General features: G+C 36.7%; 20 protein-coding genes. 5 read left to right on the forward strand and 15 right to left on the reverse strand.

All coding sequences use genetic code 11. The annotated features are described in order from the left end of the window. Positions 1–2: 2 nt before the first annotated feature. The 3 genes from sppA to J416_RS05860 form a co-directional block, all read right to left on the reverse strand. A complete protein-coding gene (gene sppA, locus J416_RS05850; protein WP_003466668.1) occupies positions 3–1,001 on the reverse strand; it encodes a signal peptide peptidase SppA in 999 nt (332 codons plus the stop codon). Positions 1,002–1,218: 217 nt separating this feature from the next. Continuing rightward, a complete protein-coding gene (locus J416_RS15060; protein WP_003466671.1) occupies positions 1,219–2,091 on the reverse strand; it encodes a GGDEF domain-containing protein in 873 nt (290 codons plus the stop codon). Continuing rightward, positions 2,076–2,753, reverse strand: coding sequence for a cobalamin B12-binding domain-containing protein (locus J416_RS05860; RefSeq protein WP_003466674.1), 678 nt, complete (start codon positions 2,751–2,753; stop codon positions 2,076–2,078). The genes J416_RS15060 and J416_RS05860 overlap by 16 nt, the downstream gene beginning before the upstream one ends. 312 nt (positions 2,754–3,065) lie before the next feature. On the opposite strand from J416_RS05860, the gene J416_RS05865 reads away from it, so the two are divergent. Next, positions 3,066–3,938: a patatin-like phospholipase family protein gene (locus J416_RS05865; RefSeq protein WP_003466680.1), complete on the forward strand. Its 873-nt coding sequence runs from the start codon at positions 3,066–3,068 to the stop codon at positions 3,936–3,938. A 177-nt stretch (positions 3,939–4,115) separates the two neighbouring features. Here the strand turns inward: J416_RS05865 and J416_RS05870 are convergent, their stop codons facing one another. The 3 genes from J416_RS05870 to J416_RS05880 form a co-directional block, all read right to left on the reverse strand. Continuing rightward, a complete protein-coding gene (locus tag J416_RS05870; protein ID WP_003466681.1) occupies positions 4,116–4,667 on the reverse strand; it encodes an HD domain-containing protein in 552 nt (183 codons plus the stop codon). Between the two features lie 110 nt (positions 4,668–4,777). After that, positions 4,778–5,986: a DUF5780 domain-containing protein gene (locus J416_RS05875; protein WP_003466683.1), complete on the reverse strand. Its 1,209-nt coding sequence runs from the start codon at positions 5,984–5,986 to the stop codon at positions 4,778–4,780. Between the two features lie 36 nt (positions 5,987–6,022). Then, on the reverse strand, positions 6,023–7,126 hold the full coding sequence (locus J416_RS05880) for a DUF4145 domain-containing protein (RefSeq protein WP_003466684.1): 1,104 nt from the start codon (positions 7,124–7,126) through the stop codon (positions 6,023–6,025). A 343-nt stretch (positions 7,127–7,469) separates the two neighbouring features. Between J416_RS05880 and lexA the strand changes: the two genes are divergently transcribed. Then, on the forward strand, positions 7,470–9,911 hold the full coding sequence (lexA, locus tag J416_RS05885) for a transcriptional repressor LexA (RefSeq protein WP_003466689.1): 2,442 nt from the start codon (positions 7,470–7,472) through the stop codon (positions 9,909–9,911). A 155-nt stretch (positions 9,912–10,066) separates the two neighbouring features. Here lexA and J416_RS05890 read toward each other — a convergent pair whose 3' ends face one another. Then, on the reverse strand, positions 10,067–10,597 hold the full coding sequence (locus tag J416_RS05890) for a hypothetical protein (RefSeq protein ID WP_003466692.1): 531 nt from the start codon (positions 10,595–10,597) through the stop codon (positions 10,067–10,069). Positions 10,598–11,335: 738 nt separating this feature from the next. On the opposite strand from J416_RS05890, the gene J416_RS05895 reads away from it, so the two are divergent. Both J416_RS05895 and J416_RS05900 read left to right on the forward strand, forming a co-directional pair. Then, positions 11,336–11,878 carry a hypothetical protein gene (locus J416_RS05895; protein ID WP_003466694.1) on the forward strand — a complete coding sequence of 181 codons (543 nt, stop codon included), beginning with the start codon at positions 11,336–11,338 and terminating at the stop codon, positions 11,876–11,878. A gap of 225 nt (positions 11,879–12,103) precedes the next feature. Further along, entirely contained in the window at positions 12,104–12,844 is a 741-nt protein-coding gene (locus tag J416_RS05900; protein ID WP_003466696.1) for a nuclease-related domain-containing protein, read from the forward strand. Positions 12,845–13,431: 587 nt separating this feature from the next. Here J416_RS05900 and J416_RS05905 read toward each other — a convergent pair. Continuing rightward, positions 13,432–17,190: an AAA domain-containing protein gene (locus J416_RS05905; RefSeq protein WP_003466699.1), complete on the reverse strand. Its 3,759-nt coding sequence runs from the start codon at positions 17,188–17,190 to the stop codon at positions 13,432–13,434. Positions 17,191–17,270: 80 nt separating this feature from the next. Beyond that, positions 17,271–17,618, reverse strand: coding sequence for a WYL domain-containing protein (locus J416_RS05910; protein ID WP_083875538.1), 348 nt, complete (start codon positions 17,616–17,618; stop codon positions 17,271–17,273). Positions 17,619–17,792: 174 nt separating this feature from the next. Here J416_RS05910 and J416_RS05915 point away from each other — a divergent pair, with 174 nt between their 5' ends. Beyond that, on the forward strand, positions 17,793–17,984 hold the full coding sequence (locus J416_RS05915) for a hypothetical protein (RefSeq protein ID WP_003466703.1): 192 nt from the start codon (positions 17,793–17,795) through the stop codon (positions 17,982–17,984). 65 nt (positions 17,985–18,049) lie between these two features. Here the strand turns inward: J416_RS05915 and J416_RS05920 are convergent, their stop codons facing one another. Genes J416_RS05920 through aroE form a run of 6 tightly spaced genes read right to left on the reverse strand, consistent with a single transcriptional unit; the run spans position 18,050 to position 21,518 of the window. Then, complete coding sequence (locus J416_RS05920; protein WP_003466704.1) at positions 18,050–18,811, reverse strand: class I SAM-dependent DNA methyltransferase; 762 nt, start codon at positions 18,809–18,811, stop codon at positions 18,050–18,052. A 13-nt stretch (positions 18,812–18,824) separates the two neighbouring features. Continuing rightward, positions 18,825–19,169 (reverse strand): ribosome silencing factor, encoded by a 345-nt coding sequence (rsfS, locus tag J416_RS05925; protein ID WP_003466705.1) that lies wholly within the window; start codon positions 19,167–19,169, stop codon positions 18,825–18,827. 30 nt (positions 19,170–19,199) lie between these two features. Next, the gene (yqeK, locus tag J416_RS05930; RefSeq protein WP_003466706.1) at positions 19,200–19,763 is read right to left on the reverse strand and encodes a bis(5'-nucleosyl)-tetraphosphatase (symmetrical) YqeK; all 564 of its coding nucleotides are present in this window, start codon (positions 19,761–19,763) and stop codon (positions 19,200–19,202) included. Between the two features lie 42 nt (positions 19,764–19,805). Continuing rightward, positions 19,806–20,369, reverse strand: a complete 564-nt coding sequence (locus J416_RS05935) for a nicotinate-nucleotide adenylyltransferase (RefSeq protein WP_003466707.1) — start codon at positions 20,367–20,369, stop codon at positions 19,806–19,808. 14 nt (positions 20,370–20,383) lie between these two features. Further along, positions 20,384–20,677: a ribosome assembly RNA-binding protein YhbY gene (yhbY, locus tag J416_RS05940; protein WP_003466708.1), complete on the reverse strand. Its 294-nt coding sequence runs from the start codon at positions 20,675–20,677 to the stop codon at positions 20,384–20,386. A 1-nt stretch (position 20,678) separates the two neighbouring features. Then, positions 20,679–21,518 carry a shikimate dehydrogenase gene (gene aroE, locus J416_RS05945; RefSeq protein ID WP_003466709.1) on the reverse strand — a complete coding sequence of 280 codons (840 nt, stop codon included), beginning with the start codon at positions 21,516–21,518 and terminating at the stop codon, positions 20,679–20,681. Positions 21,519–21,524 lie beyond the last annotated feature (6 nt).

The following is a 21,524-nucleotide window of genomic DNA, read 5'->3' on the forward strand; positions in this document are numbered from 1 at the left end:
CCTTATTTTGAATATAAATACATGGCACGTGGCGCATTCGATTGTTGTAATAATTCTTTAACACCCGTTAAATCTACTTTTGACTGGAACATACTCTGTACAGATCCACCTAACATTTGACCGAAACCGATGCCTTTTTCATATTCTACGACTTTCGCATTTCCTAACTCATTATCTTCTTTCATCATCGCAATCGTATCTTCTAAGCTTCCCAATTCGTCAACTAATCCATTTTCTTGCGCTTGTGAACCAGTATATACTCTTCCGTCACCTAATTCGCGTACACGTTCTTGAGTCATATCTCTACCATCAACAATAACTTGCACAAAATCATCATACATGTCATCAATCATCGACTGTAAGATATCGCGTTCTTCATCCGTCATATCGCGAAAAGTTGACAGGATATCTTTGTGCTCACCACTCTTAATCGTATTCATGTCAATACCTAGTTGGTCAGCTAATTCAGCAAAATTATAGTTTTGCATAATCACACCGATGGAACCAGTAAGTGTAGCGTTATGTGCTACGATCTTATCAGCAGGCGCAGACACATAATACCCGCCAGATGCCGCGGTATTCCCCATTGACACATAAACAGGCTTTTCGTATTCTTCTTTAATCTCTACAATTTTGTCATGGATTTCGGCACTTTCTACAACACCACCACCTGGTGTGTTCACTCGCAGAATAATGCCTTTCACGCTATTGTCTTCTCCTGCTTTTTCTAACTTATCTAAAAACGTTCGGTGACTATATGCGCTCGTATTCAGCACAGAACTCGATGTTGTGTTTTGAATCACACCATTTAAGTGAAGCACAGCAATTTTATCTAAACTGGACCCAGTTTCCACTACCTTTTCGCTAATACCATCATCTGAAGTTGTGCTAAACATCTCAGAAAAATCTGCCGAAGCCATACTCGACAATGCTTGAACACCAATCGAAGCAACGAACAAACCGATTGCCACCAACAGTGCTAGCCAACGCTTTTTACTCATCATATATAACTCCTCCATTTCTACTTAAAAATTCACGCACAAATCTCATGATAAATGAATTTGAAACATTTGGCAAAAATTATACAGTCGATATAATATTCACGTTATATCCAGTTATGAATACGTACAAAACTGAAGTAAGTTTCAATAAAAATTTAAAAAATTCCGATCCCACCTCTAAATGTTTATGAAATGGCAAATTCTTTTTAACTACGGATCAACGTTTCCGTTTATTTTCATACATCTTTTTATCAGCACGAGTGATAATTCGGTCAATATCTTCTTCTGATTCAATATGTTGTGCTTCTTGCTTCGAAATTGAGGTCTTGCCATAAGACAATGAGGCGATTCGACTACACTTTTGAAACTCTTCATTGATTTGTTCGAAATATTTATCATAATCATTCTCGTTTAAGTCCATCGTCACGATCACAAATTCATCTCCACCGAACCTAAAAGTATGTGTGAAGTAAGGTGTAATGATCTCCGCAAAATTCCTTAAGAGTTGATCACCTTGCTTATGACCATAAGAATCATTCACTAGCTTAAATTGATTAAAATCAATCATAATAAAAGTAAGTCGTTCCCATTGCGCTTCGTCGATCACTTCAAAAATATATTCATATAAATATTCGCGATTATACAATCCAGTGAGTGAGTCGGTAATACTATTCATCCGTAATTCTTCCATTTGGCTTTGCAATTGATGTTCGAGTTGCGCTTTTTCTTCAAATAACTGTGATAACTTTCGATTCGTATCCATTAAAGATGAAATCGACTTCATATAAGAATCTGGATATGGCACTAATAATAGAGATAGATTTTGATCCTGAATATAATGTAATAAGTAAGGAGACGCCGTATCGTTCGTTTTTACATACACATCAGACACACCCGACGTTTCATCACTAGCAATAATTGATTGAAGACGCTCTTTTGACCGTTGATCAATGAACTCATACATATGATGACAGTTACTGAGCCCGTCTCCATACCCATCTATAATTTCACCAGTTGGCGTGATATCAACAAATAAAATACCTGTCTCCTCTATAACCGTCAATAAATGGTTCATTAAATCTTTTGGCATGACAATTCTCCTTGACCATTCGTCTTCACATCCAGCCACTCATACAGATCATATGCATTCCAAAAGAAATAATCAACGTCCATCATTTGAATAAATAATGGATCTTGATGAAAAACATATCCACCGATCATGATTTTACTATTTATTAATGTTGGCTCATTTCGAATCGCATGTATCAAATGTTGAGCATACGATACTTGTGAAGCCAATGTAATAGAAAATGCAATATAATGTGGTTGCATATTGACGAGTGCAGGAAGAATATCTTGATTGGGAACATCAGGGCCAAAGAAAGTTGTTTGATACCCAAATTCTCTAAAAATATTTTGTACAATTTGTATGCCTAAATAATGTTGATTCGTTTCAATTGAAAATATGGCCACTTGCTTATGATGATCAGACACATGCTTCAATGATGTAGAAGCCATTTTCGTTAAAATAAATTGTGAAATAGCTGTTGCAATATGCTCATCCGCGACTGAAATTTGATTACGATTCCACATCTCACCTATTTCATACATCGCGCACGTAATAGCAACATAAACATCAATAACGGGGAAGTCTTCTTCTAATACATGATTTATAAACATATCGGTTTCATGCAATTGACCTGTTAAAATATGTTTTATGTATTCTTGTTGTATCTCTTCGATGGTGTGCATTTATCACATTACCTTTCCAGATCCATGGTTATAACGAATCGATCGTTCATGGGGATCACGCATTCGACATTAGTTCTATTTTATCATTCTATTTACGAAGTGTCATTTCATATTAAATACTAGAGATTATAGGAAATAAGCGAAATATTTTACCAGTTAATATGTTTCATGTATTCTAGTCCATAATGACTCCTTTTAGATCGGATGGCGAATGAGGACATATAATTTCCGATGCAAAGTTTTTATGCATAAGCACTCATTTTATAATGATAGATTTTTTGATAGCTGTGAGAGATAAGGACGTGTGAACGAATGATTGACGATACAGGACTTATTTTAGAAGGTGGCGGCATGAGAGGAGCATATACGTGTGGTGTGCTAGACTTCTTTCATGATCAGCAACTCGACTTTCCTCTTGTTTCAACCGCTTCTTCTGGTGCACTGATTGGTAGCTCGTATGTAGCCAATCAACGAGGCCGCAACCATAAAATTTTACAAGAATTATTAAAAAACAAGGAATCAATATCTTTTAAACGGATGATTCTTGAGAAAGAATTATTTAATATGGATTATATTTTCAATCAAATTCCGAATCAAATCGTACCACTCGATTTTGAGTCTTTTTCTACATCTGCAAAATCCTTCGTTATCGGAACGACGAATTTATATGATGGCAATACGATTTATTTTGATCAGTTTCGAACAGAGCAAGATTTATTAAAAATTATTCAAGCATCCAGTTCATTACCTATTTTATCGAAGGGGGTATTATATAATCAGAAAAAACTGATGGATGGTGGCATTTCAGATCCTATCCCTATCCAACCTTCGATAGACAAAGGATATCAGAAGCATGTCGTTATATTAACCCGAAATAAAGGATATGTAAAAAAACCGACCAAATTAAAATGGTTATTTCAAACCGTATTTAAAGAAAAGCCTGATTTTGTTCGGACATTGTTATATCGCCATAATAAATATAATCAAACGATGGCCATGCTTGAAGAATTGGTGAAAGAAAATCGTGTGTTCATCTTCCAACCGGAACAACCTTTGACCGTTAGCCGAATTGACAAAAATCATAACAAACTTGAGGAATTATATATACAAGGATACGAAGAAGCCAAAGCACGATATGATGAATTATTGTTTTTCTTAAATAACACAAAACAAACCGTTTCATAGAAGAAGGAGATTCGAACGATAGATAGGTTTTCGTTCGTGAGGCATTTAGGTGAGTCTCCTTCTTCATGCAACAGTTCTGCCTTTTTGTAGACCTTCCTTTGTTAGATTATAGAAAATAAAGGAAGGTCGTTTTTGTATAGCCAGCTTAGCGATTAGTACAAACCATACGCAATACGTTTAGATAGCTTGCGAACCAAAAATAGCTTTCACTTCTTGTTCCAATTCATTGATCATCGTAAACTCTACTTTTCTATTCGATAATGCTTGAACGATATTGCCATAATACCAATGCTGGTCATGTTTACCCCGCTTGAATCGTTGCCATATTTGATCGCCTTGCTCTTCAAAATCACTCCGAATCGAACGTAGATTGTTCAATTTATCGGCAACAATAACTTGTATTTCTTCTAAAGATGCACTCTCTAATGCATCAATTGTATGTTTTTTTCTTTGTTCCCATGATAAAGTCTTATCTTGTTCAGATGCTGCTTGTACGAGAAATGCTACTCGTTCGCCAAACGTTTCTATTAATTGCTCAAATGTCACATCTGTATCTTCAAGGGTATCATGTAAAATCCCAGCCGCAATTACTTCATCAGAACAATCCGCCTTTTGTAAAAGCATGCCCACTGCAAATGGATGGGAAATGTACGGGATATCAGTGGCTTTTCTTGATTGATGTTTATGCGCTTTTGCTGCAAAATTAATCGCATTTTCGATGAGATCCATAATGAGTCCATCTCCTTCTAAAAAAACTGTGAAAGTCGGTTAAGTAAATAGAAACTTTACATGATCAACTTTGAAAAGTTGATCAAAAACAAAAAATAAAATGCCTTGTTTTAAGATAGTGGCTTCTCCTTATATTGTTCGATCCAATACTTGTAATAAGGGTTCGTCCAAGTGGAACCGTCATAAAAGGTAACGTTTTTCACACATGACATTACTTCTGAGATGCTGTGCTCCTCAGCGAGTTCCCAACCGCTATTATGACCAAATGTATCTCCCGCTACTATGTTAACATTATCTGCGAATCCCATATATTCATACTGACCGCCTGAAAAATCATAGTTTCCTTCAATTTTAACTGGATAGCCATTTTCATCAAATCCTAACATACCGACTTTAACGCTTTTGATCGTTTTGTCGGAAATGTTCTTCATGATGACTTGAATCATATCAGGATATAGAATTTTGTTGTCAGTTGATTGTTCTACGATTTGCGTGCTATTTACTGTGACGATTTGTTCTTCTTTTGCTTGTCTGATCTTCTTTTCACGTTCAGCTTGCTTTCTTTTTTCTAGTTCTTCTTCATACGTTTCCTTTTTAGAAATAATATCTGTATCGTTTGGTAATACATCATGTACGTCGTCAAGAACGGCAATTGCTTCTTCTAATTTTTCATCAGATGCATGATTCTCGGCCGTTTTTATCGCTTTACTTTTCGCATTTTCACTTAATTCATCAATCTTTTCTTGTGCTGATTCATAATTTACGGCTTTCTCAATTACTTTGTCAAAAGATTGAATCGCTTCGATATATCGATCGCTATCCGCATGCTCCAAGCCTTTTTTATAAGCAATGCGGGACCCATGAAGTTCTTCTATATCATCTTTCATTTGATCGACTTCATCCGAAACTAAATCAGTTTTTTCAATCGTTTCTAATTTGGTAATGGCCGTATCAAAATCTATACTCTCATTCAAATAGTCATTTTTTATATTAGATAATTCGTCTTGTAAAAATGAGTTCACAGCGTTTTCGTCATCTGTATTACCTTTAATATGATCTTGATAGACTGTATTAGCTGCAGCGTAGTCATTCGAGCTAATTTCTGATTTGAATTGTCTGATTGGATTATTGATATAAAGAAAGATGACTGTTGAGACTACTAATACAACAACCACTGTAAATATCGTCATTAAACTCTTTTTGTTCGTAAACGTAAATCGGCGCTTATTTTGTTCACTTATTGGTTCCAAATTACTACCGCAATGACGGCAAAATTTACTATCGCTTTGATTTTGGGTATTACATTTTGAACATAACAAATTTATCTCTCCTTGATGTGATTCAATATAAAGTGACTATTTTCCGAGTAGCTGTCGAAATAACTTTTCTACTTTTCCGATTCCAACCTGTTCATACTTCGCTAAAATTAACAATTCTTGTGGTAATTGACGCACATATTCAATACCGTCTTCTTTTAACTGCCGCAAAAAGTCAGGAAATCCAGTGAAATGCTCTTCGGTTAACGGAATCGATGCGAGTCGCTCCGTCATGATGATGTATTCCTCACGGAAGAAAAGGAACAACTCCCCAGGACGATCTTGCATAATTTTTCGGCGTATTCGCTCATGTTCGATAAATGTAACGAGATCATCGAATAACATTTGTTCATTCGTCTCGTTATATCTTTTTACATGCGAGGATATGCCTTCTAAACATACTGGCAATTCACTCATAATACGAGCTTGTTGCGCACCACCTAAAGCAATCATAAACCGCTCTGAATTCTCAAAACGCTGAGGTAATAAAAAAGCATCCCTTAAGAAATAAGGAATATCAATTGATTGATCCTTGAAATATAACGTTCGAACAATTGTCTCGCCAGGTACATGAACCGGTTCATCTTCTCGTGCCATCGTATGATCTTCATTTTGTTCAAGGTCTGATAGAGATTGAAAACGATCAATTAACCGATCTTCTAACTCTTGTAATCTGAATTCTAGCTCCTGAATATCATACGTATGATCCAGTTTGGTTGAAGGATCTTGATAAGCTGGCACCTCTATAGCTGGGGAAGCATACACTTCTACAAACCATCGAATTACAATGTAAAGTGATTCCCATACAGTTAACGCTTCTAAATAACGAAAAGGACGTGTCTGGTGTGATGCCTCATTGCCAAACTTTCTAATTTGATGCAGTGCATGTAATTGCTTTTCTGTTACTAAATCATTGGCTTTCAATAAATGCAAACGATCTGTTAAGCTGTCACAGCCTATATCAGACATTTTTTCAATATTTATGACTCGCTGCACCACACCTTCAATGAAAGTCCGTGAATGAGTGAGCATCGTCCTTGGACTTGTGAAGACACTATTTTCTAATTCCATGGCAATCGATGCTAATTCGGTGGATACATCGTTAAGAAATTTATAGTAGTATTGGTTTTTAACTCCAAGCATGTAATACCTCGCTTTTCTTGAATAAAGAATACTAATTTTCATTTTAATGAAGTATGTGGTAATATATATGTCGAATTTAAAACTATCTCATTGTGCTTAGCACTTCCTTTTTCCAAACGAGTGTTAATTCGTGAAATAATATAGTTAAATTATACCGCATCTTTTGGCCTATTCCAACCAATCAATCACCAATGATGGAAATATTTTATTTTTACTTATCTTAAAAAATGCACGAATCATAGCACATTATATCAAAAATAAACGTATTCGCCCCCTTTTTCTTGATTCCATTTATGGTAAAATGAGTATAAAGTATCGCACGTTGTTATCGGAGGTACATATTATGAAGTTAAATGTTGAGCAACGAAAAATTGTAGAGTTGGAGCCAAATGGTCATATGTTGATCAAAGGAGTAGCTGGCTCTGGTAAGACAACCGTTGCTATTCGGAGAATCTCGTTTCTGCAAATGCACTATTGCATGGAAGATGACGATAATATTTTACTCGTAACTTTTAATAAAACTTTATTAAACTATATTCACTATCAATATAAAAAGCTAGAAGATGAGGAAAAGGGCGATATTGAAGCATGGTTAAGCGGTGATAGCGATGTCGTGATTAAGACTATCGATAAACTGATGTTCAGCTACTTTATGCGTTATTTAAAGCGTCATCAGCTGAAACGTCAAATTGCTGATCAACAAACCTTATATAAAACAATTCAGCAGGCCATTATGCAATTGAAAGAGGAATATGCTGATATTAAAATTCTTTCACCAAAATACAGTAGCTTCTTGCTTGATGAAATTGCTTGGATCAAATCTTGCGGTATTCCAGATGAAGTGTCTTATCAGCAAATCGACCGAATTGGGCGGTCAACAGGTGGCCGAAACACACCACAGAAATTGACCAAGAATTCAAAGACGAGACAAGCTATCTATCAATTAAAAGAACGATATGATGAGTTATTAGAAGCTAAAGGACTTGTTGATTTTAAAACGATGAATCTACTTGCATTACAGCAAGCGCAAGAAGTTGATCAATCATCCTACACCCATATTATTATTGATGAGAGTCAAGATTTAACCAAAGTCCAACTACATTTTCTAAAAACCATTCATGATGAAAAGTCATATGGTTCTATTACATTTGTCGCTGATAACACCCAAAGCATTTATTCACATTCCTGGTTAGGTAAAGGAAGACCCTATACCACTATTGGATATGATATGAGCGGTAAGGCTCGTGTTTTAACTAAAAATTATCGAACAACCACTGAGATTTCAAAAGCAGCGTATGGTTTAATCGAACATGATGAAGACATTATGGGAAATGTCGATTTCGTCAAGCCATCATTAATTGATCGCCATGGACATGCACCGATTTATCGCTTTTTCCTAACGAATAACGAGCAGATACAATTTTTCAAACAGGAAATTGATCAATTGCGTCAAGAGTATCGCTTAGAAGATATTTGCATCGTAGCCAAAGAGAAACGATTGATTGAAGATATTGCGATGAATCTTGAAAACGAAGGGATTCCCACAGAAATTTTGCATCAGAAACAGCCTGATTTCGGAAAAGAAGCGGTGAACTTGGTGACTATGCACTCGATTAAGGGGTTAGAATTTAAAGCGATTTTCTTAGCTCATCTCGATGATGGCGTCTTACCGAATATGGCACAAGTTGATGTCGAGGATGAAGAAACAGTGAATACGGAAGAACGGAAATTACTATATGTCGGAATGACACGTGCCAATGAGTTGTTATATATGAGTTCAGTGAAAAAGCCTTCTAAATTTTTAAAAGAAATTAATCCTAATCAATTGCGGTTCAAGCGTGATGCATCATTAAGGCCTTTTCAAAAAATCGCGATATCAAATTATCAATTTTCCGAACAATTGTTGGATGTCAATGCCAAAGAGGAAATCATTCGACAATGGATGATCTATCAACTCATTCACACCTATCAGTATCCAAAGGACGTACTGAGCATCGAATACGGGGTGCAACAATTTTCAAAACGTGGTTATGTGGACATTGCTGTGATGATTCATGTAGACGGAGAGCAGATTCCGTATATTTTTGTTGAAACGAAAAGCTTTGGTAATGGGGTTACAAGCGCCACGGAACAATTGAAAAGTTATATGTCTACGTCTGATCATGTTCGCTATGGAATCGCAACGGATGGACTAGATATCTCAATCATTGATCGAAATGGTGAACCAATCAATGATATACCAAAATGTCAGCCACACTTTTTGCCTGAAACCAAATATAAAAGCACCTATACGGATTTGCGCAAAAACAAAGAATATGATTATTTGCAAGACAAAGATGACCTGCAAACGGTAGAAATCATTGATCAAACGACCGGATTAGCTAAAGAAATGGATCAACCGATTCAAGTGCCGATCATAGGTGATGTTGCAGCTGGTCTGCCAATGTCTGCTATAGAAGATTATCGTGATACTTTACCTGTTCCAGAGGATTGGTTAATTCAAGCACAAGATACTTTTGTTTTACAAGTAACAGGAGATAGCATGATTGACGACGGAATCGAACCAGGCGATTTTGTATTGGTTCATCGGCAACAGACCGCAACGAATGGTGATATTGTGATTGCTGTGATTGACGGAGAAGCCACGATAAAGAAATATATGCCGATGGGAAACACTATTCTTTTAGTCCCTGCAAATACGAATTATGAACCGATCCAAATGAACGCAGATGATGTATTCATTAACGGGAAAGTTATTGGCGTTATGCATAGAAATCATATGTGAAATCGTGAGGCGAGGATCCAGGAGGGTACTCGCCTTTCTGATTCTCATATTCACGCTATACTGTGCCCCGTCTAATGATAACTAAATTAATTCTCTACTTTAAATTTGGGATACGTAATCGCTTATTATTGACTTTCATCTGAAAATTAACTATTTTAATCAAATCCATTTTTATATAGTTGAAATCTCAATACTGAAAAATTACTCCCTAAAATACCTATTGCGATACAAAACATTAGATATATCATTATAAAAATTAATACATGATTCGTTAAAAATCCTAATAGACTTCCAACGGAAATGCAGAGTAAAATAGCCATGAGTATTAATTCGAATTTAAATTTATTCCTTCCTTTCTCTAAATATTCATGAAGCACTTCATTTGTTGGATATATTTCTTTCAATTCACTTGTCGTCTTACGGTGAATAATTACACCTATTAACAAGCTAACAAACGTACCTACAATAATTAGCACAAACATATAAATTGAATTTTCTATTGGTATTACAATGTTTTGTATAATTTGCAGGATAGTTATAGTTGCGAAAAAAAAAGCCCAATACCAGGTTTGTTTCATTTCTTTATGATAAACTTTATAAACCTTTTTTGTGTTCTTATCGTATAGTATTGTATAACCCAACCTCCCCTTATCTTTATGTCCATATATAGGGATTTTATCGTTCATAATTCTCCTCCGTTTTACATTTATTATTACAGCACTTAGAATAAGATTTCACTTTCGTAAAATCATCCGAACACTGACCCAATATTGCCCAAAAACCCTGAGACAGTATCACCAACTTTTTTTGCACTTAACTTTTTCATTTGTCCATTCCATACTTTTGTCTATTTGTTGACCTGTCCAATCCAGTCCGTCTTGAAATTAATACTTTTGCCCTATCGATAATCCTCCCAAATACCACATAAAAATTAACTTCAATCTAATTTTTTACATCCTACAATAATTTGGGATTATAACCAATATGAACTGTGTTTATTGTACACAACACAGGAAAATAATTGAAGTGATTATGAATTGTTAAAATAAAATTGATACAAACTATCTACAAAAATTTTCACATCATTCAAAAGACCTTTTTGCAAGTTAAGCAATGATTATACTTTTCGTGCACTGGGAAGATTTTTGTCAAAATTTTATCAACGACTTGCCTACTCGAGGATATAGGGTTATACTAATAAACAGAACATACATTCGTATACTTCAACAATTCATAATAAAGGCAGGTGATAAAGCAATGTATTGATCAATTTGAGTATCGTCTTAGAAGATAAACCTCTTGCTCCCTAATGTTTTCAATTCCAACCAATTCTTCCATCACAGCATTTACTTCTTAGAACCGGTATTTCTTCTTTTACGAATATGCTATAATATCCCTATATGAACGTAAGGAGATGCGATGAAATGTCGGAAAAACTTTTGTTGCAAATTTTAGATGAAGTTAAGATGATGAAGGGCGAAGTCAATAGTTTGAATCAGCGGGTCAGTAGTATAGACAATCGAATGAACAATATGGGTGATCGTATCAGTAATATGGACGACTGTATTGGTAGTATGGATGAGCGTGTTAGTAATATGGACGACCGTATTAGCAGTATGGATGAGCGCGTTAGTAATATGGACAACCGTATTAGCAGTATGGATGAGCGCGTTAGTAATATGGACAACCATATTAGCAGTATGGATGAACGTATCAATGGCATGAATGATGAACAAATAAAGATGAATCAACGTCTACACTACATGGATGAGCGGTTTGATCGACTCGACCAAAAAACAAATGCCATTCAAGAGCAAACCGCCAGAATCAGTGAGTATCATTCAGAAGTCATGTATACATTAAATGACAAAGCTACAAAACGTGATTATAATTATATAAAAGATATGGTTTTTAAGCACGACGAGGACATTCATAAAATTAAACAAGAATTACAAATAAATAATTAAACTCTTCAAATGTAAATACTCATCGTATCAAGAAGCGGTGACCACAGACGTATTATTGAATTGGGTCAGCCGCTTCTAATTTTAATAAGAAAGGATGATAAATTGAATACTCGAAAAAAACCTCGTGAATTAATTCTATACGAATATCTCTCTAGACGTCGAACGTTATCAAGGGAAGAAATGTATAAATACCACAAATTGCATAGAGGCTACCAAGGAGAAATTATGTTTGACCGATATCTTGAACCATTCTCGAACAACTTTTTACTACTAAAAGACCTTTGGCTATCCCACCAAAACAAATCCTTCCAACTAGATCACTTACTTCTTCATAGTGATACATTGTTCATGTACGAAATTAAAAATTATGCTGGTGAGTTTTATTATCAAAACGAAAAACTGTACCTTCACTCGGGTAAGGAGATGGATAATCCGCTTATTCAATTAAAAAGAACTGAATCTCTTTTCCGTCAATTGCTGCAACAACAAAATTGGAATATCCCTATAGTATCAGCTGTTGTTTTCATAAATCCCGAATGCACAATTTTCCAGGCTCCAAAAGATCCTCAAATTATATTACCAACTCAAATCAATCGATATTTGCGCCAATTTCATAAAAGTATTTCCATTGATGCTGCAAAAAGACAAATAATGACGAAATTACAATCTATACAACTTCAAGAATCCCCATACATTCAGCTACCAGCCTATGATTACGCTCAATTAAAGAAAGGGATTCCATGTAAAGCATGCGATTCTTTTCTCCATACGATTCAAGGAAAAAAGTGTGTCTGTACCCATTGCGGAAATTCAGAACTACTTCAGCATGCATTAATTCGAAATGTCGAAGAATTTATGTTTTTATTTCCTAAGCAACAAGTTACTACAGAAATCATTCATGACTGGTGCAATCTACCGCTAACTCATGAGAGAATAAGCTACCATTTAAAAAGCATTATGCAATGAAAGGAAAAAAATCCGGTACCTATTATGTAAAGATAACTTAAGCACATACATCTTGATGAATTCTTTAATCAAAATATAAGCGAAATTGCGAAATTTCCCAGTAATCTAAGGATTACTGGGAAATCTGTTTTTGTCTATCACTCGATTTCCGGGTAATTCACATTTTACTGGGAAATCCGCCTCTGTCTATCACTCGATTTCCGGGTAATTCACATTTTACTGGGAAATCTGCCTCTGTCTATCACTCGATTTCCGGGTAATTCGAATATTACTGGGAAATCCTACTCTACCTACCCCTCGATTTCCCGGTAATCCTCATATTACTGGGAAATCCGCCTCTGTCTATCACTCGATTTTCGGGTAATTCGCATTTTACTGGGAAATCTGCCTCTGTCTATCACTCGATTTCCGGGTAATTCGCATTTTACTGGGAAATCCGCCTCTGTCTACTACTCGATTTCCGGGTAATCCCCATTTTACTGGGAAATCTGCCTCTGTCTGCATCTCGATTTCCGAGTAATCCGCATCACATTCGGAATTCAACGCAAAAAGCCATCCTATTTTTTCGAAAAATCGCGGATAACGAATCAAGTCAGTACATGATCAGAGGTTTGACTCATTTGCTTAATAAGTTGATCGATGCGCTCAATCTCAGCTGAAGAGTCCTTCCACCAGTTACGGCTCCATATGCGTTCGATCCGCCAACCTTTTTGTTCTAAGAAACGCTGTCGGTAGATATCTCGCTCTCTTGCGGCTGGCGAACTATGATACATGGCGCCATCACATTCGATTCCAATGACGTATTTTGTACGATCATTCGGATCAACGACTGCCAAATCAATACGATAACCAGACATTCCAACTTGCGTATCCACAGAATAACCGATTTCTGTCAGTTTTTCATATACTTCTTCTTCGAATGGTGAATCAAAATGCAAACTCCCTTCTTGTTTAGCTGTATTGATTTCACCACTTAGATTCGTTAAGGTTGCTTCAATTTTTTCTTTGTTTACGTTCGAAACGGCTTGCGCATATTCCATATAAGATTTTAATAATTTTGGTCCGATATTTTTAGCATTAGTAACATTTAATTCATGCGGTTCAATGCTGGATACGACATGAATGTTTTCTTTTGCTCGTGTGACAGCCACATTGAGTCGGTTTTCGCCACCTTCTTGTCCGAGTGTACCGAAACGATTATACACTTTTCCTTCTTTATTTTTGGCATAGGCGATTGAGAAAATGATGATATCTCGTTCATCCCCTTGGACATTTTCAATATTCTTGACAAAAATTCTCTCATCTAAATCGCGACTCATAACTTGGTCATAAACAACGCTAAATTCTTGATCATTTTCACTATAGCGATCAATCATATCTTCAATCGCTGCCTGTTGTTTGGCGTTAAATGTAATGATTCCGACCGATTTTGAAGCATTTTCAATTAATGTCTGTTTTAATAATTTTACAACATCTTCTGCTTCTACGATATTTTGTTGATTGATCCATCGACCATTTGATTTATGCCACTGAATGGCTGCAGGTTCTTGTAAGTGATTTACATTTGGTGCGATTTGCATTTGTCCATGATAAAATGCGTGATTGGAAAAATTAATTAATTCCTCTGACTTCGATCGATAATGCCATTCGAGCAAACTGCTTGGTAACACTCGTTTCGCTAAGTTTAATAAGCTCTGTGATTCTTCAAATTCTGGTTGTTCATCGTCGTCTTCATCTGAGTCCACCGCTCCTTTAAATAATGAAGTAGGTGGTAACTGTTGTTCATCTCCAGCTACAACGATTTTCTTCCCTCGGTAAATGGATGGCATACCATTTTCTACTGTGCATTGAGATGCTTCATCAAAGATCACAAGGTCAAATATGTTATCTTCTAATGGGAAAATTGCAGAAGCGATCTCAGGTGACACCAACCAGACCGGTATAACATCAAGTAATCCATTTAATGCGAATTCATTAACGAACCGACGAACAGGCCAAATATTACGTTTCTTTCCTGTTTGATAAATCATATCTTTTACTGCTTTTGGATGTTGTTCTTTTACTTCAGCAATCATTTGATTCATTTGGTTCGTTAATAAATCAATCGTTAGTGATTGTTTTTCTCCTAATAACTGCTTTAATTCGTCCGTTAATTGTTGAAAATCCCCTGTTCCAATCATCGAAATATCCGGATACTTATTCTCAATTTCATCAATCCAGTGGATGTAAGCTGACTGTTTGGCTACTTCCGTCCACTCATCTGGTATATGTCCATTACTAGATAAGTTCCGTTCAATCAAGCGATCAATTAATTCCTGTACCACTTTCGCACTATGATCATACAAGCGATCCATCTCACGTAAATCATCAAAATATTCTTGGATATATGCTCGTTTTTTCTGTAAGACGTCTAATGGGATATCACCTTTTGATACGCGAGTTTTTAAACCTTGCATTGATTCCGATTCAAAATAAGGATCTAAAGCATCGATTTGTTGGAATAATCCTTCTGTCGCTTGTGATAAATCATATAATATCGTAAGACTTTCTTGTAATTTCGGCCATTCTTTCGAAGATAATCCTTTAAATTTTTTACCGTCGAGTAACTCATCAATAATTGTTTTTCCAGTAAATGTGGTCCACAACCATAATCTTAGTTTTTGTAAAGTTTTTTGATCCCGCTCATGCAAATCATCATAGATTTTCTCTAGTTTACGATCGATTTGCTGACTATAAGCCGGGGTAATCGCTTCGTCATCAAAATGATTCAAATGACTGATACTTTGCTCTGCTTCTTCGATCGCTTTTTCTAGAATTTCAATGATCTGAATCCGATCCTTTACTTCTAATTCGCTAAAAGATTTTCGATCACTTATCGGATGACTCTTTCCAAAGGTTTCATAGTAGCTACCATAGGTGCTGATTTTGCGTAAAATATCAGAAAGATTTTGCTTATGAATATCTTGTAATATCCCTTCTAACGAGATCATTCTATCTTGTTCTTTTGCTGGTTTACTTAATCCATATAAGTCATAAGCTCGGTATCCATGAGGTTGCACTTCGAATAACGCTTGGGCGATTTTATCCAGTTGATCTTCTGTACTGATAATCTTTTCCGAAAGATCTTCAAATGCTTGATCTAGATCCTGATAAGAGGGATTTTGATTCAATAAAACATTTAATTTCTGATAAAATGGCTTACGATCATTCTTCTCATCATGTAGTAGTGCCACATTGGAAGACAGCCCTAATGTGTCTAATCGTTGAAATACCACGTCTAAGGCTGCACGTTTTTGTGTGACGAGCATCACCCGTTGCCCATTAGCCATTGCATTTGAAATCATGTTGACGATCACTTGTGATTTCCCTGTGCCAGGCGGGCCATGAACCACCATTCCTTTTTCGTGATTCAGCTCATCCATCATGCGTTCTTGAGAAGCATCGGTATCTAATACATAACACTTCTTTTTCTCTTGTTCCATTTTTTCTTGATAAGATGGATTCGAGTTCGTTGGTAAATTATCTACGGATGGCTCATTTCCTTGTACGTCTATATCAAGAAAATCAGACACAATACCTAAATCCTCTTCTCCCTCTTCTATCATTTCGACAAACTTTTCGTAATCACGTAACAGTGCTGAATCTCCCTGTGGAAAGTGTCCGATAACTGCTTGTTGATTTAAACGAAAAGAACCTGGCTGAAACTGAGGAATTTCCTCTTTCGTATAGGTTTCAACAGTCTTGAGTTGATCGGATGATTGAGTCGTTGCACTGAATTCATGACGATTGAGCCAATCGCGCCATTTTTCTAAATCAATCGATTGAGCGTCGGTTTCCTCATGTTCGAACAGTGATTCTGGTACATGAAAGTTACTTAACTTCTGCATAGCGAGAAATAATGTACGGTTGATTTGAGGCGACTGATCATCAATTGGCTCAACATGCCATTCGATGCCGTTTTTCTTTTTTCTATCTAAACGAATCGGATATAAGCACAAAGGAGCTCTTACATAAGTTCCATCTGACATTGCGCCTTCAATGATTGGAAATCCTAAATACAGATCATATAATCCAGTTTCCTCTTCAATGGAACGAATATTGCGATAAAGCGTTGTTAATTTACGTGACAGTGATAATACACGTTCGTCATCTGCTTTTTCTTTCAACAGCTGTTTCGGTTGATGATTGAGTAATGCTTGTAACATTTCCATTGGATTTTTATCTATTTTGATTAATTGACTTAAGTCAAACGTCCATTTATTATACATTTTCAATAAGCGGATCGAACGATTGCTTCTACTAATATCATTTAATCGATCGCTTAAGACTTGTAATTTATTTTTCATTAAATATCACCCATTTTTTATAATCCTAGACAATATGGCTATTATACTACATGTGTTCGATAGAATTAAACGATGGGCTATCAAATGGGCGTGTCTTGAGATTTCATATACATCTTAAGCATCATTTGCAATTCTGCTTTTATTTCTTCTTTTAATGACTCAGGTGCGATTACTTCTGCATTGATGCCCATGCCGAGGATCCACTTTTTTATCGATTGTTTACCATTTAAAGTCGCCTTAAAACGGATCGCATAATGATCAAGTTCTTCAATTTGTTGATCCTCACTGAAGATCGATTCTTTTACGCGGTGTGACACAGGCGCTTGTATGATTAATTCAACGCAAAGTGGATCTTTGATAAATCCAAGATTCGGAAACTGTGACTGAATATCAAAATCCTCAGGTAAATGATAAGCTTGCTCGAGGATTTTTACATCCTGCTTTCCTCATCGTGAATTATTTCAAACTGATTTCAATGCGCTCGGTACCCCAGAATCCTGTCTGCGCTTGTAGTGTTGATTCTGTCACGTTCATATCAGATCCCATTTCAAACACAACCGTTCCTGATTTACTAATCTCTGGGTTTAATGGAGGGACTTGAAATGTTAATGTTCATACCCATATTATTGGAGATCGGTCTATTAATGATTGGACTATACTTTATTACATTAGGTCTATGGGAATTAAGAAGAGGCGTCCACCGTGATCAATATGCTAAATACATGTTCACAGGGTTATGTATTGTATTTATTCTGTTACCGATATCTTGGTTTTTCGTTATTGGCATGCAATAATAAAAACCACCGATTCGTCGGTGGTTTTTAATGCCGTGGTATCGTTTTTCTAGCGTGACAGTTTTTCACCTGTTGGATTGATGCATACAGACGAAAAAGATACGGTCGCCCATTTCGGGATGTTGGGTTGGTTCAACAGAAAAATCGGCATGGATGCTTTTGATTTGTAAACCAGCTTGTTCGAGTAACCAGCGATATTTCCAAACAGGAAAGGTTCGCTGAATGTGCGTCTCGTCAAATCGCTGGTAAAGACCAGTATCCTCATCTTCTATAAAAAAGGTAAGATCGTGAATGACTTCACCTTTTTCCTCACCAGCTTCGCAAAGCCAAAGATAACTCAAGTCATCATAGATTTCGGCAAACGTTCCCCCGACCATTTCTTCATCAATGTAACGCGGACTGTGTACATCGAAAATGAAGACACCATCTTTTGATAATGCCTTAGCTACATTCGTAAATACCGCTTGAAGATCCGTTACCTCTGTGATGTAATTGATCACATCACAGAGGCTTGTGATCACATCATAATCCATGAAACCTTCTAAATGACGAATGTCTTGTTGCAGATACTCCACATTCGCGCGTTGATCATTGGCTTGATCTTGCGCATAACTAAGCATATCCTCGGAATTATCAACACCAGTCACTCGAAAGCCTTCTTGCGATAAACGTATACTCATTTCTCCCGTTCCACAGCCAAGATCGAGCACAGTTTCTGCATGCGGGTTGTACTTAGTAATCGAGTCGTTGATAAATGTTTGCCATTCATCATAAGGGGCATCTTCCATTAATACATCATATACGTATGCTAATTTTGAATATGGCATATGCTTTCGCCTCTTATAAATTCACTTCTAATTGTGGGGCATCTCCCCATAGTTTTTCTAAATTGTAATAATGACGTTCGTCTTGGTGGAAAATGTGGCACACCACATTGCCTAAATCGACCAACACCCAACGAGCTTGATCAAAACCTTCCATGCGTTTCACATCAATGGCCTCTTTATCTGCAACATCTTTCACCTCACGTGCAATGGCCTGCACTTGGCGTTCATTAGATCCGTCGCAAATAAGAAAATAATCGGCCATTAAAGATACCTCTTGCATATCAAGGATGACGATTCCTTCTGCTCGTTTGTCGTCACACGCTTTTGCGATTTGGTCGACGAATTGCTTACTTTCCATTCAATTTCCTCCCTAAATATAGTTAAAACATTACCCTTTATACATCATTTTTTTATTATATAATTTCATTGTATCTGGATAGATCGGTGCCTGTTGACTCATGAGAAATTGGATCGTGTTTTTTGCAGCCATCCAACAAGCCTCATCTAAATCGTGATAGGCCATCTCACGTACCTCTTCAACACCAGGAAAATCACGCCCAGGTTCAATATAATCGGCAATAAATATGATTTTGTCCATTAATCCCATTAAATCAGTACCTGTTGTATGCCAGTAAATGGCACTGGCTATAGATTCATCGTAAATACCTACTTCTTTTTGAATCATTTTTGAACCCACTGGGCCGTGCCAAAGTTCCACATGATGATCAAGTAAATCTTGTGGCAATTTTTCTGAAATGATCCAGCGTTTCATCTCTTCCGAATCACGGTACTTGGCATAATCGTGAAAAATAGCGGCAAGCTCCACCTTCTTTTGGTCAGCACCATAGAGTTCTGCTAGCTCAAGCGCCGTTTCCATGACGCGAATCGTATGTTCATAACGAGGGCGCTTCAATTGTTTCTCGACAATGGCTAGTGCTTCGGTGCGTTCCATGTTCATTTCTCCTTCCGTTGTTACATGTTATGACGAGTTGTTTTATAAATATAACTTCGCATTATCGATTTGTTTAATCACCGCAGGCGGTGTTAAATAGCGAATGGATTGGCGCTTTTGAATACGATCGCGAATCATAGTTGATGAAATATCAATCAAAGGCATTTCTACTTCTTTCACTGGATAAGGTGTATCCACTGAGAAACCCGGTCGCTTCACACCAACAAATGTAATTTGCTCGATTAATTGATCAATTTGGTGCCAATTCGGCAAAAATTCGACCATGTCACCACCAATGATAAAATAAAAATCATCGTGCGGATGTATTTCTTTCAGTTCACGAATCGTATCCATTGTATATGACTTACCTCGGCGTTCGACTTCAATCGTATTTAAATAAAAATCAGGATGATCAGCAATTGCTGCTTTTGTAAGCTCGATTCGATCCTCGCCAGTTGTTTTCGCATTAGCTTTGTGTGGTGGCTGATAAGAAGGTATGAACCACACTTCATCCAATGATAAATGCTGATACACTTGCTCTGCCATCACTAAATGGCCATAATGCGGAGGATCAAATGTTCCACCAAAAATGCCAATCCGTTTCATTATTCTTCACACCTTTACGGTAGTTCGATTTGCTTATTCTCCTTCGATTCTTTATATAACACAATCGTGTGACCAATCACTTGTACGACCGTAGCACCTGTTCCTTCAGATAATTCATCGGCAATATCTTGTTTATCTTCAAAACAATTTTGTAAAATAGAAACTTTGATTAATTCACGTTTTTCTAATGTTTCAGCAATTTGATTGATCATATTATCATTCACACCATCTTTTCCCACTTGAAAAATTGGATTCAGATGATGCGCTTGTGCGCGTAAATGACGTTTTTGTTTTCCGGTTAAATGCAAGTTATTCACCTCTTAATTTTCGTTCGAGTTCATCAACAAGGTGACCGACATCTAGATTCGTGCCAGTCCATTTCTCAAAGGCAAGTTGTGCTTGATACAACAACATCGCATGGCCGTGATGAATCTTTGCTCCACGTTGTTTAGCATCTTTTAATAGTGCTGTCGTAATCGGTTGATAAACGATATCGCTCACTATAGTATCTGGATGTAAGTGATCCAATCGAATAATTTGCTCATCCGTATTGGGTTTCATTCCGACAGACGTTGTTTGAATGATCAAATCATATTCGTTTAATTGCGATTCTGCCTGTTGCAACGTTAAAACGGTTGACACAGTAGGATCTTGTCTTAGTTCAAGTAAACCGTTGGCACGCTGTTCTGATCGGTTCGCGATATCTATCCGTTTTACGTTTTGTTGGATGAATGCTCGGTAGATGCCACGTGCAGCTCCGCCAGCACCTAATATTAACACAGATGACGCTTCATTTAAAAGTGACGGGAACTGCTCTTTCATAGATCGTACATATCCCTCTCCGTCTGTACTATACCCTTTCCATGTACCATTTTGATTCACGACGGTATTAACTGCACCTAACGCTTTAGCCGCTGGATCTAGTTCATCTATATAATCGATGATGACTTGTTTGTATGGAACTGTCACGTTAAAGCCATCAATACGGTGATCACGCAATTGTTGGATTACTTCGGGTAATTTTGCATGATCCCCCTCATATAACTTATATTCCCCATCTATATTCGCTACATCCATAAATTGCTGATGAATCCATGGCGATAGTGAATGTTCAATCGGATGTCCAATTAATCCTAATTTGTAAGCCATCTCGAC

This window comes from Gracilibacillus halophilus YIM-C55.5, from assembly GCF_000359605.1.
Taxonomy (GTDB): Bacteria; Bacillota; Bacilli; order Bacillales; family Amphibacillaceae; genus Gracilibacillus; species Gracilibacillus halophilus.